The organism is Pseudomonas congelans (genome assembly GCF_900103225.1).
GTDB classification, from domain to species: Bacteria; Pseudomonadota; Gammaproteobacteria; order Pseudomonadales; family Pseudomonadaceae; genus Aquipseudomonas; species Aquipseudomonas congelans.
Map to the genome: position 1 here is coordinate 278,429 of NZ_FNJH01000001.1, position 17,647 is coordinate 296,075.

Below are 17,647 nucleotides of genomic sequence, written 5' to 3' on the forward strand. Positions count from 1 at the left end.
TGGGGCGCGATTACCGTCCTGGGACGCAAGAAGGTCAATGAACTGTTGGCGCAGCAATTCATAGCACGAGCCACCACCGACTCCTGGTTGCCGCTGGTCAGTGGTGTAGTCGCCACGATCCCGGGCAAGCGGCTGGACGCCATCCACGGCTTCAAGCTGGGTACGCCACAGCTTTCGTTCGAAAAAGCCGGTGTGGTCAGTAACCATGCCACCTTGAGTTGCTCGGTGGACGCCGGAGCCTGGCTCAGGATGAGCCGGATAGACAACCAGTGGCAGACTCAGAGCATTGTAGAAATAGACCCGCTGCTCGGCCCCAGAGTACTGCTGGATCTGGACCTGATGAAGACGCAGGGAGTTGTTTCCGAGGACGGCCGAATCGTTCTCGATTTGAAACACAGTGACGATGTCAGGCTGACAGGGGCCGGCACTGAAGAAGAACAGGAACTGATAGGTACTGTTTTCAGCAACCTGATCAGCCAGTTGCCCGACGAGCAGCGGATATGGGAACTCGGCAGTATCGATGCCGGAGACGAAATCGTTGAGCTGATGAAGCCTCACGCTTTCAGGCTGCAGACCCAGGCAGACCCTCAGGCATCACCGGGCGCGGATGCTGCGACTGATCGCGAGGGCGCGCTTCTGGTGTGCATCAGTATGGTGGGTCAGGAGGCAGGCGATACGCTCCCGGCTAACTATCCATACTTTCTTCCCGGTGACACCGGCCTGGATTACTCGGCCAGTGTGCTGATGGGCGCAAATGCAGCACCCCTGGGTTTGCTGTATGCGATGGCAGACGCATTAGGCAGCGGTGATTTTGAGTACGTTGAAAATGCGGACGGTACGCTCTCGCAGGCCACGTTGACTTCAGGGCAGTTAGCGTTTGAGCCATTCTCGGTGAGTAAGGTTGATCCTGAGACCGGTGACCGGACGGATGCCGACGTCGGTGAAATGATCTTCAGCGCCACAGTCGATCAACCGCTCACGCTGGATTTCGAGTCTGGAAAAATCCAGCTGAACTGGACAACCCGATCGCCGGTCGGTTTAACAGTCAGGACAGATTCTGAGGCGTATGACTTCAGGTTTGAAGTCGGCCTGTCATTTGATGTCACCTATGAACGGACAGGTTCGCAATGGACGAGAGCGTCATACTCACTCGATAAAACCTTGACTATGCCCTCGGGCAGATCCTGGGAGGATGAACTTATCGGTCAGCTGATTGGCGTGGTCCTCTTCGCGATAATCATGACGCTGATCCAACTAGCCCGTGATGAGATTCTGCGCATAATCAGTGAGCGCGTGGACCCGATATTCGCAGACACGTTTTGGGCTGGTGCAGGACTCGAAGCGTTTACGAGTCAACAGATCACTCTGGGTTTCGGTGAGTCGATTCAGAGCGACGTTCTGTACATACCCAGGGACGTTGTGATCTTCGGCCATGTCAACCCGACGCTGACTTCGTTTACCGTCAGCCCCCTGCAGCCGCTGATGGCTGCTGGCAGCAGTCAACTGTTCGTCACTGAACCGAGTATACCGGGCGTGGTCTGGTCAGCAGAGGCGCTTGAAGGCGGGTCGGGCGAAAAGGTCGATATTTCGCCCTCCGGGCTTTACCAGGCGCCGCAAGCCGACGCGGTCAATGGCCTGCTGCGTGTGCGAGTAGTCGCTGAAGACAAGGCTACAGGCAATTCCAGCGCTGCCCTGGTCACAGTGCTGACCAACCCGATGACGATCAGTCCGCTGATTCAGATCTGCAGTCCCGGTGAGACCGTTGAACTCGCCGCCAAAGGGCTTGCTGGCATGCCGTTGCAGTGGTCGATAGGTAATCAGGTGCCGGGTGAAAGCGGTGAGGTGAAGCCCAGCATATTGCCCGGCGGTGATCACACCTATTTGGCCGGCCCTAAAGTGAGTGACAAAACCTATGTGCTGGACGAGGTCAGGGTCACCGGCGCCTCAGGGGCTCGCTCGGCCTGGGTACTGGTGGTGCAGCACTCACCTGCTTTGGTCGTCAAGCCACTGGTCGTTGACGTGTCGGCCGGTGAGGTCAGCTTGCAGGCGCAGTGGAACGGCGTTGAGATCAAGCCTGTGTGGACGTTGGCGGCGGGCAGTCGCGGCGAGATCACCGATGACGGCAAGTACAAGGCACCTGACAGCATACATGAGCGGTTTGCGCTGGTGTTTGCCACCTACGCTGACGACATGTTCGGCGAAGTGCAAGGACACATCATCCTGCCGCTCCCGTTGCTGGATTTCGAGGATGAGCTGACCTTGATGGGCGATGATGCCAGCGCCGTCAGCGTACTGTCCGCAGACAAGCCCAAGTCCGTCGCCAAGCAGCGCGCGCTGGCTTCTGCCAATAACACGTTGGACGGCCTTGTCGACTGGATGGCAAACCCTGCCAACAACGTCATGCTGGGCTGGGACGCCATTGCGGCCATGGATCGCAGCAGGGTCAATTCGCTGTTGCTGCAGGAATACATCCATCGCTTTTCGGCCAACACCTACCTGCCTCCGGTGAGCGGTCAAGTACCGACAGTCGTCAACGAGTGGATGGAATCCATTCATGAGTTTCTGCTGGACGCTCCGCGCCTGGCTTTTGTGAACGATGATCTGGGCAATTCTCATGCAACCCTGACCTGCTTCATTCTGGGCGGCACACAGTTGACCCTGAAAAAGAATGTCGACACCTGGGGCCTTGTAAAGCTGACCCGAATCGACCCGCTGCAAGGACCGAAGCTGACGCTCGATTTGAGTCTGGACGAGGTTGCGGGCCTGGTCGACGACGATGGCCGGGTCAAACTGGACTTGCGGCACAGTGACAACTTCATTCTCACCTTCGCCGAGTCAGCCTATGAAAGAAAGCTGGGTGGTGATTTCTTCAAGGACCTGTTCAATCAGCTTCCGGACGAGAAACGCATCTGGACATTGGGCGTCATCGAGGCCGGCTCCAATGCATCAATGCGCGCCGAGTCATTCAAGTTGCGCACCCAGACCCGTTCGCTGACTAAACAGGAGCTACAGGCAGGGAATGCCGGCGACGGCGCGATTCTGACCTTCATCTGTATGGAAGACGGTTCGCCAGGCGGTGATATACCGATTGAATACAGATACCTGATTCCGGAGTACTACTCGAAGCGCTATTCCGCCACAGTGCTTTTTGCCAAAGAGCGTATAAACAAGGCCGTGAGCATTGTCCAGACCGTGGCAGACGCTCTTTCCGCTGTGATTGAAAATCTTAAATTCGAGTACGTCACTGACGCCAACGGTCGAGTGATCAAAGCCACGGCGAAGAGCGGGAGTTTGACTGTCCCTTTTAGCTCCGAGGATTTAAATCCAGTAACGCTTGAGGGTAAAACAGTGACCCCCCGAGTTGTCAGATACGGGGCGTCATACTCTGCAACGGGTGGTTCGTCACCTTTAACGATCTCACTCGAGGGTGATCGGAATGCGCTGTTGACCTGGAAATCGGCGGCGTCCGGAGGCGTCACGCTGGAGCTCCTGGGTTCAGATTATCCAGTGTATGTGGCAGGCAGCTCCGTCAGCTTTGACGTGACGTGTGACTACGTATTTTCCGAGTTGTCCGACGATCTGGTGCTCCAGCCGACACTGAACACCGACGTCCTTGTCGGTGAAATGACGTTCGCTGCCGTTGACGGCCAGCCGGCTGTAGGTTTCGAGCTGCAAATGCGACTGGTCGCTATTGCTGCATATGTCATTGGCCAGGACAGAGCGCAAACGGCCTGGGAAATTCAGACACGGCTTGAAGAAGTACTTCCGACCCCGTTGCCGGTCAGCGCATTTATCCAGGAAAGCATTCAACTCAATTTCAACCAGGCGATCGTGAGCGATATTTTGCGTGCGCCTGGGGATATTGCAGCGTTCGGCTATGTCGCTCCTGCCACGACCGCTTTTGTCATCAGCCCGCAAGAGCATGTGATGGCGGTAGACAGCTCGATCACATTCGTCACATATCCTGCGAATATGGCGGTGGACTGGAACGCAGAAAAACTGCATGGCGCATCGGAGGATGCCGGTGGGATCACTACCGACGGCAAATACTACGCGCCGGAAGCCCTTGCAATGAACGAGCCCTTTATCCGGGTCAGAATCACCGCCACCGATAAAGCCACTAACTATCACAGCTCGGCTCTGGTGACGGTCGTCGCCAGCTCAGTGAGCCTGAATCCGCTGATTCAGGTGTGTGATGCCGGTAGTAGCGTCGAGCTGGCAGCCGGCGTACTGGGTACCGATGAGGTGAGCGTGTCGATCAGAAATCCGGTGGAGGGCGAGAGCGGCGAGCTATTACCCAGCGCATTGCCTGACGGTGACTACACCTACGTCGCCATTCCTGCAGGTGAACAGATCAACAAGACCTATGTGCTGGACGAGGTAGTCCTCTCTACTCAACCCTTCAGTGCGTCTGCCTGGGTGCTGGTTCAACTGAAAGCCCCGTTTCTGACTGTTCAGGCGACGGTAGAAGAGCAACAAGGCACACAGGTCAAGAGTGTGCGATTACAGGCATTCGCCAACGGAACTGCGAAGGATGCCCTCTGGTCGATGCCGCTGGAAGGGCCGGGCGAGATGAACGGCAGCGTGTACATCGCTGCCGAGCAGACCGACAAGCATTTCGTCTTGATTGTCGCCAGCATCGAGCATCCCCAACTGGGGACGCTGCAAGGGCACATCATTCTGCCTTTGCCGCTGACTGATCCAAACCCTGAATAACAATTCACTAAACACACAACTCAATACTTCATTGGTACCACAGGAGGTGGGCTCATGGCCGGTCATTCAGCAGACAGTCTGTTGGCATGGATGCAAGGTTCAACCCGGTTGAGAGGCTGGGACGCGATAGTAGCGATTGACGGCAAAGCTGTTAATGACCTGCTTGCACAGACGTATAAAATCGGAGTAGGTCAGGGGCTGGCGCAGCCCGTCCCTGATGGAAGCATTACCATTCCCGATACGAATATTTCGCACTATTTCTCGGGTCTGATGCTTGGCCCGCCTGCGCTGTCCTTCGAGAACAGCTCGCTCGAAAGCGCGTCAGTGGCATGGCGAATGTCTGGTCTCAGCGGCATGCATACTGTCGTGGAGAACAACCAGGGGCGTGACAGTATCCTGAAGATGTTCAGCTACGACCCTTCCGGTAATGCAGGTCTGCGTCTGGATACGCAGTTGACGAGTCTGAAGTCGGCGCTGGCGGTTGACCTCACTCTGAGCGAAAACGTCGAGCTGGATTTTTCCGGCAGCAGTCCCGCTGAACGGCGCGAGGCGGGCAAGTTCGTGCAAGCGTGGTTGCTCGACCCGGAGAACCGGCAGCGGGTGTTTACGCTGGGCGTGTTTGGCGACCCGGGTAATCCGCTGCTCAACGTACGCAGGATTGATGCACGCACACAACTTGAAAACGCTGAGGGGGGTGACGGCAGGGGCGCACTGCTGCTGTTCACCACGCTGGAGCATGGCGCAACGGGCGGATTCCCTGACGACGCTGCCGACTTCCGCTATCTGATCCCCAATGATACCGGGGCGGATTACTCGGCAACGGCGGTGTTCTCCTCGCATGCGTTGCACCGGGCTGCGCTGGGTCATGCCATGATACAAGCGATGCAAGGTCCGGAATTCGAGTTCACTCTTCCACCGGAGAAGCCGCTGGGACGAATGGTCGCAAAGGCCGGTACATTGGAGGTCGCTTCAGAGACCTATAAAACTGCGGACTTCGAATTCGAGTCCAGGGCGCTCAGCATTCCGGCGGTCAGCACACAGAAATCCCTGACCATCGACTTCGATTACAGCCAGGCAATGCAGAGCTGGAGTTTTCCGGTCACCGTCGATTTTCAGTACAGAGCTTTAAGCAGTACGGAGTGGCAACCGCGCAGCGAAGTCTTCAACGTCGATCTGGAGTACGAGTTCCATCTGGTCCCTGGCGAGTCCGATGATCAAGTGATGCAAGGTCATTTTTACGTGCCCTATGACCACGATCAGGAAGCCAGCGCGGTTGAGGGGCGACTCGACGGCCTTTCCGATCAGGAGCAACGGCAGATCAACGGTTTCGTGGCACATACCGTCAAGCACAGTTTGACGAAGTCGCTTAGTCGTACGCTCCAGACCCAAGGCTACGAGAGCGTGCTGAGCCATTTCGATCTGGGCGATGACCAGGTCCTGAAAGGGGTTACCTCAGGTATGCCCCATGACCTTACCGTGTTCGGCAGGATCGACTCCGCTGCCTCGGCGTTCAGGATTGTCGAGCAGCAAGCCCTGGTGGTCGCGGGTGCGCAACTGCAGATGAACACTCTGCCGGCGCGCGCCGGCCTGGTCTGGAGCGCTGTGAACCCGCCTGGCAGTAGCGGCAGCCCAGGCAAATTCGAAGGGCAGGGGATTTACCTGGCACCTGACGCGCAAGAGATGACGCAGGCTGTTCAGCATGTGCTTGTAACGGCAAGCGACCCTGCAACCCTGCAACCCTGCAAACCAGCACGGCGCTGGTGACCGTGCAGGCCTATGCCGTGAGCATCAACCCGCTGATTCAGGTCTGCAGTTACGGCGAACGCGTCAGTCTGCTGGCCGGAACGCCAGGTGATGGCAAGCTGACCTGGTCGATCGTTGACCCTGTAACCGGTGAAAGCGGCAAACTGGAACCCGATGCGGATGGCGCGGGCGGACAGATTTATGTGGCTGGGCCAAATGTAAAAGGCAAAACCTACGTGCTGGACGAAATCGCCGTCAGCGACGGTCAACACACCCGATCGGCCTGGGTGCTGGTTCGTCAGGTCGATCCCATCTTGACGATCGAGATGGTCGAAGACAGCACCTTGCCCGACGGCGAGATACGCTTGCAGGCCAAGGCCAATGGCATGCCTCTACGCGACGACGTGGAGTGGTGGAAGCCGGATGGCATGCCCGGTAGCTTCGACGGGGATGTCTACAAAAGCGACCTCAGTGCGCTGAATCCTTTCGTGGTGATCTTCGCAAGGTTCGAAGATACTGAATGGGGCATCGTCTACGAGGGGCACGTGATCCTGCCGTTGCCTTTGAACCGTTCTCCTGAAATGGTGCAGAAACTGCTGCTGCCTCAAGTCAGCACCCTGGATCGTCTGCTGAAGCTTTCGAACACCGAAGCGCTTACCCAGGGCTGGGATGCCATACTCGCCTTCAGTCGTGACGAACTCAACAAGCAGCTCGAACAACAATATGTCGAGCGTCACCAACAGCTGTCGTTTTTGCCTCCGTTCAATGGCGCCGTCGCGCTGGATGAGCAGGCGGTCGAGGTCGTCAAGCTGCAAGGGGTCCAGCTTGGGGTACCGTCCATTTCCATGCTGGCAGCTGATAGCTCCAGCGTGACTGTGACGATGAGTCTCGCGGCCGGGCGCTACACCAGAACACATCAGCCCGCAGGCGGAGCAACAGCCGTGTCCGGGAGCTTCAAAATCATCGAGGCCATGGGCTTCCGGGTAGAGATGAGCGTACCTCTGCAGGTGGACGGCGAGGGTAACGTGACCATGGATCTCACAGAAGGGTCTGACTTCACCTGCAATTTGTCTGGTGTCGACGAGCCCGTCAATGTACTGCTGGGCGGGTTCTTTGCGAACGAGTTCAAGCAGATCGCCCTGCATCGTGCCGTGTTTGTCTTGTTGGGTGTCGACCTCAATCGTTACACCGCTCAGTCGCCTGCAAGCTTTCGCGTAGTGACCCAATCAGCGCCCGGGGCCCGAAATGCCGAAGCGAGAAATTTTGGCGAGGGTGCCCTCGTCCTGCTCATCCGGATGCGTGGAGGTCATGGCGATGGACAGTTTCCGTTGAACAGCGACTTTACCTACCCGATTCCTGCCAATCCCAGAGCGCGCCTCGGGCAGTCCTACGGTGCTTCGCTGATACTGTCCCGGGAGATGCGATGCAACGAAGGACAGGATCGGCCGTCCCTGCTGGACAGTCTGCGGTTCGGTTCTGGAGCACCTTTCGCTGCGCCGGCTACCCGCGTGGCGGATGATCTGCTGATGTTCGGCACGTTTGAAGCACCCCAGGCCAGTATTACGCCTTTGTTTTCGACCATCATGGCGGGACAGACGCAGAGTTTTACCTTACGCGACGTGCAGGGGCAGTCAATCGCCGCGAACAGTTGGCAGGTGATCAGCCTGCAGGGTCACAACCCGGTAGTACACGGCATGATCACCTCCAGTGGTGTTTACACGGCAGCCAGCGTGACGCAGATGGGCCATGACGCGTTGCGTGTAGTGGTTACCGCCACCTACGACGATGGCGGCAAGACCCGCACCGCGTCGGCGCTGCTTGGTGTGGTCTCCGAGCCCATGGAAATAGCGCCGCGGGTGACGGTTGTGGCGGGCGGGGCGCTCTTCCAACCCGTGTTACTCAAGGCGACGGCGCTGGACGGTACGCAGGTCGGCCTGGCGCTGCAGGGAACAGAAGCAGGGACGTTGAGCGAGGTCGACGGCGGAATGCTGTTCACGCCGGACGCCAGGTCCGGAAAACGAACATTGAGCACCCAGCAGCTATCCGTTGAAGGGGAAGAAAAAAGGCTGGCTACCGTATTGATCGCCAACGGCAAGCAGGCGCTGCGCATCGAACCTGCTGCCGTCCCCAGAGCGCCCAAAGGCGTCCCGGTACAGCTGCGTGCCGACACTGCGCTGCTGCCCGAATTCGAACGGCGCTGGAAGATGATGGGTGGAGAGGGCGAGGTTGACGCTCAAGGGCTGTTCACACCGCCAGCCGACTACATAGGCAGCAGCGTTGTCAGTTGCGAAATTGTCAATAACGAGGTGGTGCTGGCCAGCGGCTATGCGGTGATAGAGGTGTCCGAAATTGTCGATGAGCCGACCTGGACGGATCTGTCGCTGTTCACGGTCACTGTGCCGGGCGGACCGGACAGTCAAGGGTCGGGCAGTCTGTACCCTAACGGCTATCAGCAACTGAGGATACAGATCAAGGCGCAGCCTATGGAGGAGGAGCACTCGTTGAGTGTAACGGAGACGGCATCAATGCGTCTGGTGGATAATGAATCCAGCGCATACGTCCCGTCAGTCATTCCGCCACTTGATGGCATTCCTGAGGACAGTAGTGAAACCTGGAGCCTGGCCTCTGTCTTGAACCGTTTCGAGCTATCTCTGCCAGGTGCCGTGGCGGCTGAGTTGTTGGCCGATAATATGTCCATCCAGAACTTCTATTTGCACAGCCGGGCGAAGCCCAGTTACGTAGGCACCTTTCACGCCACCTTTCAGCAGGACGATACAGCCCGTTGGTGGACCTCCGTAGAGAAGGAAGATGCGAACAGCAAAGTACTGATATCGCCGCTACCCATTCCTGTTTTCGATACCAACAACTATCAGTTCGATGTGACACGGGCTCAAGGCAGCGGAGGAGATCCAACGGTAATGCCACCTGACGACTGGACGACCGACGTCCCCTTCGTGATGAACTTTCGCACCACCGACTACTGGAAGTTGAGTGTTCGATACCCGGGAACTGGAGCCTTTGTGAGTTTCGTAGCGTTTAAGTTTTTACCGGCGAGCGGAGCGGATATCAGCGCCTCAATGATTCTCTGGGAAAGCGAACTGGAAGCTGAAACGTTTTTCAGTTGGACAGGGTATATCTTTGATGACCCGAGTGTCCCTGAAGATGTGGACAAGATTAAATTTGATGAAGCCGTCGAGTACGTTGTCAAGGCGGAGCCTCTGGACCTGCCTGTCAATATGAGCGTGTTCGAGTCTGGAAAGTTTACCATCAGCTTGCACAGAAGTGACCGCGTACCGTTTGTCATCGCTGGCAATCCTGATCGCGACAAGTTGTACCGTTCCCTAGTGGTCAGTCTACTTGATAAGCTGGGCAATATTCACAGGCGGCGAATCAGTTTTCTGTCAGAAGGCACTATTGGCAGGCGGAATCGTCTGGTTCACACGTTGTATACACCTACCTGATAGTTACCGTCGGATCATTAAATGACAGGGAGTCATTAACATGAAAGTTTTAAACACGTTGACAGTCTGCATGCTGGCTGTCGCTCTGACTGGCTTCAGTCTTGACAGCCCGGGGCAATCGGCTTCGGTGAAGCCTAAAGAAGAAGTGGTCCGCAGTATCGAGTTCAGGGAGAAGACCGAAGAGGGTGGAAACACGTGCACCGTCAAGATTGAAAACTCGGACATTACTGTTAATTTAAATGACGAGGAGTATAGCTGTGAAAACGATGAGATGCGCTACTTTAGATTGAATGATGTCCGGTCGGCTACCCTCATCACCCTGGAAAGTAAAGACTGTGACGATAGCGGCGGTTGGGTCTTTGTCCTGAAGACCTACGTTGATCCTGTGACCACCGGCCTGATAGCGATCGATGATCTTGACGATAAGTCAGAAGGGGCCATCGTTGTTCCGGGTGTGTTGATGCAGGAGAAAAGGAACGACGATGAAAACACCACCGGGAAGTTGTCCTGCGTCAGGATTAATATTTCCGACTGATAGGCTAACTGAGTAAGCAGTGCGCGCGCCCGGCGGCGTGCGCTATTGCTATAGCTTATGAGGCATCACCTACTGCTTGACTCTCGGAGTCTTTATCATGACGATTTCAACTTCCGTGCACTCCAACGCCTTCAACTTCATGAGTTTCATACAGAACGGTGTTGATCCCAGGACGGGTCAATACACGGTGTCCCTTACATTGCCCGATATCAAAACCAACGGGTTACGTGGGCCCGGTGTGCCACTGGTATTGAGTTACAACCCGCTCAATACCGAGGACAGCGGTTTCGGGCTGGGCTGGAACTTGCAACTGTCGCAATATCTGCCGGGCAGCGGGATTATCTCGCTGAGCAGTGGCGAAACGTTCAAGGTGGACGGCTCGCAGGGTGATCAACTGACGATGTCGGAAAAAAAGCTTGATAGCTTCCACTTCTACAGGGAAGACGACACGCATTACCGGGTGATGCACAAGTCCGGCCTGATGGAAGTCTTCGAAACGCTGGGTGCCACGGGGAACAAGGTGGCGATGCCGACACGCATTCTTGCGCCCGAGGGGAACAGCGTCACCCTGAGTTATGTGCCGTTCAACAGCGCTCACATGATGCTCAGCGAAGTGAAAGATGATGAGGGGCAGGTCCTGCTTGACATCCGCCGCGAGGAGACCGCGGTGTATATCCGCCTCTCTGCTGCACAGGGTGCAGTCGTGGAATTTGTGCTGACGCTGGGCGGGTCGGACCGAACTGTGACCCGCGTGGAGATGCCAACCGACAACGCTGCTTCCTGGCGTTTCGAATACGGTCTTGTCCGCGAACATATGTGCATGACGGCAGTGGACACTCCGGTCGGAGGACACGAAGCCATTTTTTATCAGGACGCAGGCCATGCGTTTCCTGTAAGGGCCAAGCGTGAACCGCTGCCACGTGTCTCCCGTCACCTGACGACCCCCGGCAGTGGTCAGGCGGAGGTGGACGTGCATTACACCTACGCAGACAGCCAGGGGCGCGAGCACAACTTTCTCGGGGCCGGCCTTGATATCGCCTGGGAGGATAACGGTCTGGACAACCTTTATCTCTACAGGGGCTCAGACGTGTATGAATACGAATCCACTGAAACCCTCCGGGTTGAAGACGCGGACGTACGCAGCATCAGGCGCGTTTTCAATCAGTTCCACCTGCTGACAAGCGAGACCACCACTCAGAACAATGCGTGCTCTACAGTGGAGACCGCCTACTATCTGTCGCCCGAGGAGCCTTTTTACGCTCAGCTCAATTACTGCCAGTTGCCGAAGGCGGTCAAGACCACCTGGCGATCGCTGGACAAACCATTGGCGCTACGCACTGAATCGGTCGCCAGCACCTATGACAACCATGGCAACCTGCTGGTCCGGACCCAGGCCAACGGAATGGTCGAAACCAGCACCTGGTACCCGGCCGCAGGCGAGGACGGCTGCCCTCCAGACCCTGAAGGTTTCGTGCGCACCATCAAGAGCAAGACCGTCACGCCAGCACCTTCCGATTACGGGCAGGCAGCGACACTCACCACTCGCTATCGCTATATCTCGCTGGCTGCCACAACCGGTAGTGAACGTGAAGACTGGATTACCGTGGAGAGCGAGAGCCTCGTGCAACTGGATTCCGGCCCCGGGCGATTGGTACAGGAGAGTGCCGAGAGCGAGCAGGTTTTGCAACAGACCACCTACACCTACATCAATACTCCGGACGATGCGTTTCAGCATGGCCGTGTCAGTCTGGAGGAACTGACCATGAGCGAACAGGTCACCGCCACGAAGTATGTGTACAGCACACTCATGAGCCCTGACTTTGGTGAAAGCGTGCTGCGTACGGTGCAGACCGTAACCGGTTTTGACGACGCGAAAAAAACCATCACGCTGGAGCATTCGTTGCTCAACGGCGAACCGCTGCTGAACCGTGACGACAATGATGTCGAAATCCGTTACGTCTACGACAACCTTCGGCGTGTGCTGAGCGAGACGGTCGCGCCGGACACCGATTATGAAGCCACCCGTCGCTATGAATATCAATTGTGCGCCGCCTCGACCGACTTTGCCGAGCAGCACCTGTTCGACGTCAAGGGCGTGCAGACCTGCAGCCGCTTCGACGGTTTGCAGCGAGTGATTTACGAAGAACGAGACGATGTCGACAGCCCTGTCTATGTTGCAGGCGCTGGCGTTGCACGCCAGACATATGCCGCCGTGTATGACGCATGGGGGCATCTGGTTAGCGAAACCGAATACGACTGGACAGGAGAGCAGTCACTGGCGCTCGCCAATGTGCTGGAGTACGACGATTGGGGTGAGCAACGTTGCGTTACCGGTCCCGATGGCGTGAAGACTGTCGAGGAAACCGACCCTGTCGGCACGCTTGAGTCTCAAGGCCCGATTCAACGCAGTTGGACCGAAAGCACGGGCGAGCCCGTCATCAAGACCGGCGTCAGCGAAACCTGGCTGAATCTGTTTGATAAACCGGTCCGCAGCGTACGTCTGGGTCTGGACCTTGAAGGTGAGCCGCTCAGCCTGAGCCGTTACCACTATGACGGACTGGGCCGCAGTGTTGAAGAAATCGTGGGCCATCCCGATCTTGAGCGCTCGACACTATACGTTTATGACGCGTTTGACCGGGTGATTGAAACCACCCTGCCGGACGATTCAATCGTAAGCCATACGTTCGCCGCTCACAGCAGCGAAGATCTGCCTGTCAGCGTCAGCGTCAAGCACAATGGCAAGCTTTCGGTATTGGGTGAACAGGTCTATGACGGTCTGGACCGCATGGTCAAAACCATTACCGGCGGGCGCGAGCGCACATTTGTCTTTGACCCTGGTCAGCCACAGCCCAAGAAGGTGACAACGCCAAGCGGACAGGGCATTGACTATGACTACCAGCCACAATTGGGCAGCGAACCTCTGCAAAGGAAGATCTTCGGCGCGACCGCCAATTACAAGTACGACCAGCACAATGCGCGCCTGTTGCATTCCGATGAGCAGGGCGAACAGCTGGACCGTGATTACTACAGCACCGGACTGTTGAAAAGCGAGAAGCGTATCTCCGAGGGCAGCGAGTACACCATGCACTACCAGTACAGTCGTCTGGGCCGATTGCTGTCCTACACCGATGTGCTGGGACAGGAGCAGACTAACCAGTACGACGACAAGGGGCGGTTGACGCAAACCTCGCTGGGCACGCTCTGTTCGGATTTCACCTACGACGCTCTGGGCCGTACGGCCAGTATCACCACTCATGACAGCGCTGGCGGGCAACACGTCGCCATCAACCTTGAGTACGACGAACTGGGCAGGGAAGTACTGCGCACCTTTGACCTCAATGGCACCGAGCAATGCATGGTTCAGGCCTACAATGATGTCGATGACATGATCAAACGCACGCTCAGCGATGGGGCCGGTACCCTGCGCGACGAGGATTATCGCTACGACAAACGCGGGCGGCTGGTTGGCTATGATTGCGCAGGACCACAGCAGCCCGTCGACGCTTACGGCAATCACATCACAGGGCAGATTTTCAGTTTCGATGGCATTAACAACCTGACGCTGGTCATGACCATGTTCGAGGGTGAAAGCAACCGCGCCCGATATTTTTACGAAGGCGCTGACCCTGCACAACTGACCCGGGTCACGAATACCGTCTATACGCCGGAAGAGCTCCGACTGGTCTATGACCTGGACGGCAACCTGATCCTCGATGAGGCGGGGCGTACGCTTACGTACGATCCGTTAGGCCGCCTGATCGAAGTGAGCACGCCGGGTGCAGGCATTCATTACCGCTATGACCCGCAGGACCAATTGGCTGGCGAGACCCGAGACGGCGACCAGGATCAGCGTTTTTATCGCGACGGAGCATTGGCCAATCAGCTCGGTGGCAGTCAGAGCAGTACCTTCATGCGCGGCGATGGCTACCTGCTGGCTGAACAGCAAAGTGATAAGGCGCTGCTGCTGGCCACCGACGGTAGCGACAGCGTGCTGAGTGAAGTCCACGCTAATGAGGTCGACCGGAGAAGTTATACGGCGTACGGCCAGGCGGACAGTGAGGGTGCAGCGGTCGGCAGGCTGGGCTATAACGGCGAACTTGCCGAGCGCGATACCGGCTGGCAAATGCTGGGCAACGGCTATCGGGCTTACAACCCGGTGTTGATGCGCTTTCACAGCCCGGACAGTTTGAGCCCGTTCGGCGAGGGTGGGCTGAACGCGTATGCGTATGTCGAGGGGGATCCGGTGAATGGAGCCGATCCGACGGGGCATAGCCTTTTCGGTACGTTCATCAGATTTTTTACAAAGGCACCTTCCAGTCTCAGCTCGAAGGTCAAGCATCTCCCCAAAAGCTTCCTCATGACCGAGTTTGACGAGGGAGCCCGTTTGAGGACATTTACGTCCAAGGATGCCGCAAATCTCGAAAAGTATGTGGCGAGAAATGCGGGAAAATCGAAGGCCGCATCCAGACGGTTTCAAGCTGCCGAGGCGAAGTACGAAAGAGCACTTGGCCAAAAAAATATGCCTTCAGAGATTTTCGATGAATACAACGCAGCAAAAAGAAGCTACGATTTTTTTGAGGATACTAAAAACGCTGCCGCAGTTGTCCAAAATTATATCGGGCAACGAGCGATCACGCCGTATGCAAGAGCTGTGTTCAAGAAGTCGGCGAAAGAGTTTGATATTGATGCGGCTATTATCGCTAAAAACGAAGATATAACGCGACGTATTAGGCTGGGGCAGCCCAGTAAAACAAGACAACCTGGTGACCTGGGTAGCTACCTGGGTGATGGCTTTTCTTGATAACACGTAGTTTCGAGATAACCGGGCAACAATGGCTTTACCGTTGCCCGGTTTAACTCAGAGGCTTGAAGTGTATTTTTATATCACTCCACCGAAATAACGCCCTGCCTGATCGCTATGACCAGCGCCGCACTTAACGAATGCACGTCGAACTTGCGGCGGATATTACTGGTGTGAAAGTGCACGGTCGCTTCCGAACACTTCTGTATGCGTGCTATTTCCCACGCGGTTTTGCCGATCGCCGCCCACTCCAGAATCTGTCGTTCCTTGACAGTCAACTGGACAAGCGTCTGAGCGGTCGGGCCGGGCGGCATGGCGCCGGACGGTTCTTCCTTGTCGCGATGCATGGTCAAGTCCTTTCCCTGAAGATCGCCGCACCACGATACCCCTGAGCGCCGGTCCGCGAACCTGACAGAAATGACAGCGCTGGCAGCTATGCAAGCGCTGCACCATCTGGCCTGTACAGCTTTTTTACAATTTCTTTACGGCGCGCCACGACTCTCGATCTCGCGCCTTTACACCCAGGCTCTCGACAATGCTCCCCATGCGGCCTGCGCCATATCGGTGTTTGCCTGATGGGGGAATTTTCAATGAGCGTTATGGATGGTATCTCTCTGCTGATGGGAGTCGGGCTGTTCATCTATCTGCTGGTGGCGCTGTTGCGCGCCGACCAGAGCCAGGAGTGATCATGCACAGTTACGATTATCTGTTGATCCTGGCCTTTCTGGTCCTGCTGCTGGCGCCCGCGCCATGGCTGGGACGTTTCTATTATCGGGTCATGGAAGGCGAGCGCACCTGGCTGACCCCGGTACTGGGGCCGGTCGAGCGGGCCTGCTACCGAATCTCCGGCGTCGACCCGAAAACCGAGCAGTCCTGGAAGCAATACGCCTGGGCCTTGCTGGCATTCAACCTGGCGGGCTTCGTCGTACTGTTCGCGATCCTCATGCTGCAAGGCATGCTGCCGCTCAACCCGCAGCAATTGCCGGGCATGGAGTGGTCGCTGGCCTTCAACACCGCGATGAGCTTTGTCACCAACACCAACTGGCAGGCCTACAGTGGCGAAGCCTCGCTCAGCTACTTGAGCCAGATGGTCGGCCTGACCGTCCAGAACTTTGTCAGCGCCGCCACCGGTCTCGCTGTGCTGGTTGCGCTGTGTCGCGGTATCAGTCGTCGTTCTTCGCACAGCCTGGGTAACTTCTGGGCCGACATGACCCGTGCCACGCTCTACGGCCTGTTGCCGATCAGTATCGTGCTGGCGGTGTTTCTGGTCTGGCAGGGCGTACCGCAGAACTTCGCCCATTACATCGATGCACTGACCCTGCAAGGCGCTGACCAGAGCCTGCCAATGGGCCCTGCGGCCAGTCAGATCGCCATCAAGCAACTGGGTACCAACGGCGGTGGATTCTTCGGCGTCAACTCGGCGCATCCGTTCGAGAACCCCACTGCCTGGAGCAACCTGTTCGAGCTGGTATCGATCCTGCTGATCCCGGCCGCGCTGGTGTTCACCTTTGGCCATTACGTCAAGGACATGCGCCAGAGCCGCGCCATCCTCGGCTGCATGCTGGCGCTGCTGTTGATCGGCGGCGCGGTCTCGCTGTGGGCCGAGTACCAGCCCAACCCGGCGCTGAACATCCCCGGTGTCGAGCAGACCGCACCGCTGGAAGGCAAGGAAACGCGCTTCGGCACCACCGGCACGGTGCTGTGGTCGGTCGCCACCACAGCCGCGTCCAATGGCTCGGTCAACGGCATGCACGACAGCCTCAACCCGCTGACCGGCATGGTCGCGCTGGTCAACATGATGGTCGGCGAAGTGATCTTCGGCGGCGTCGGTGTCGGCCTCAACGGCATGCTGCTCAACGTGCTGATCGCCGTGTTCCTTGCGGGTCTGATGATTGGCCGCACGCCGGAATACCTGGGCAAGAAGCTGCAGGCGCAGGAAGTCCGGCTGCTGGTTGCGACCCTGCTGGTGATGCCGGTCGGCGTACTGGTGCTGGGCGCGATTGCCGCGAGCCTGCCCGGCCCGGCCGGTGCCGTCAGCAACCCCGGCCCGCACGGCTTCAGTCAGTTGCTGTACGCCTATACCTCGGCGACGGCCAACAACGGCTCGGCGTTCGGCGGTTTCAGTGCCAACACCGTGTTCCACAACCTGATGCTCAGCCTGGCGATTTTCATCGGCCGCTTCGGCTACATCCTGCCGGTGCTGGCCCTGGCCGGTAGCCTGGCCGTGAAGAAGGCTGCGCCGCAGGGCCAGAACAGCTTCCCGACCCACGGCCTGCTGTTCGTCACCCTGCTGACCGTCACGATTCTGCTGGTGGGTGGCTTGACCTTCCTGCCGACCCTGGCACTGGGGCCGATTGCCGAACACCTGAGCCTGGGTTTCTGAGGAACCGA

The 17,647-nt window shown here is 57.4% G+C and carries 6 protein-coding genes and 1 pseudogene; 6 read left to right on the plus strand and 1 reads right to left on the minus strand.

What is annotated here, in order from left to right; genetic code table 11:
• Positions 1-87 precede the first annotated feature (87 nt).
• The 4 genes and pseudogenes from BLR20_RS28015 (at position 88) to BLR20_RS01160 (ending at position 15,256) form a co-directional block, all read left to right on the plus strand.
• Positions 88-4,716, plus strand: coding sequence for a hypothetical protein (locus BLR20_RS28015; protein ID WP_235810011.1), 4,629 nt, complete (start codon positions 88-90; stop codon positions 4,714-4,716).
• Between the two features lie 54 nt (positions 4,717-4,770).
• Positions 4,771-9,920: pseudogene (locus tag BLR20_RS26350) on the plus strand (hypothetical protein).
• Positions 9,921-9,960: 40 nt separating this feature from the next.
• A complete protein-coding gene (locus tag BLR20_RS01155; RefSeq protein WP_054993940.1) occupies positions 9,961-10,455 on the plus strand; it encodes a hypothetical protein in 495 nt (164 codons plus the stop codon).
• Between the two features lie 97 nt (positions 10,456-10,552).
• Entirely contained in the window at positions 10,553-15,256 is a 4,704-nt protein-coding gene (locus tag BLR20_RS01160) for an RHS repeat domain-containing protein (protein ID WP_054993939.1), read from the plus strand.
• An 83-nt stretch (positions 15,257-15,339) separates the two neighbouring features.
• On the opposite strand, the gene BLR20_RS01165 is transcribed toward BLR20_RS01160, so the two are convergent.
• Positions 15,340-15,603 carry a helix-turn-helix domain-containing protein gene (locus tag BLR20_RS01165; RefSeq protein WP_010432849.1) on the minus strand — a complete coding sequence of 88 codons (264 nt, stop codon included), beginning with the start codon at positions 15,601-15,603 and terminating at the stop codon, positions 15,340-15,342.
• A gap of 243 nt (positions 15,604-15,846) precedes the next feature.
• On the opposite strand from BLR20_RS01165, the gene kdpF reads away from it, so the two are divergent.
• Positions 15,847-15,942 carry a K(+)-transporting ATPase subunit F gene (gene kdpF, locus BLR20_RS01170; RefSeq protein ID WP_003406089.1) on the plus strand — a complete coding sequence of 32 codons (96 nt, stop codon included), beginning with the start codon at positions 15,847-15,849 and terminating at the stop codon, positions 15,940-15,942.
• A 2-nt stretch (positions 15,943-15,944) separates the two neighbouring features.
• A complete protein-coding gene (gene kdpA, locus BLR20_RS01175; protein WP_054993938.1) occupies positions 15,945-17,639 on the plus strand; it encodes a potassium-transporting ATPase subunit KdpA in 1,695 nt (564 codons plus the stop codon).
• Positions 17,640-17,647 lie beyond the last annotated feature (8 nt).

Bases quoted from the DNA above. Each gene is read 5' to 3' on its own strand.
- BLR20_RS01155 (WP_054993940.1), top strand. From the start codon at position 9,961: ATGAAAGTTTTAAACACGTTGACAGTCTGCATGCTGGCTGTCGCTCTG.
- BLR20_RS01165 (WP_010432849.1), bottom strand. From the start codon at position 15,603: ATGCATCGCGACAAGGAAGAACCGTCCGGCGCCATGCCGCCCGGCCCG.
- BLR20_RS01160 (WP_054993939.1), top strand. From the start codon at position 10,553: ATGACGATTTCAACTTCCGTGCACTCCAACGCCTTCAACTTCATGAGT.
- kdpF (WP_003406089.1), top strand. From the start codon at position 15,847: ATGAGCGTTATGGATGGTATCTCTCTGCTGATGGGAGTCGGGCTGTTC.
- kdpA (WP_054993938.1), top strand. From the start codon at position 15,945: ATGCACAGTTACGATTATCTGTTGATCCTGGCCTTTCTGGTCCTGCTG.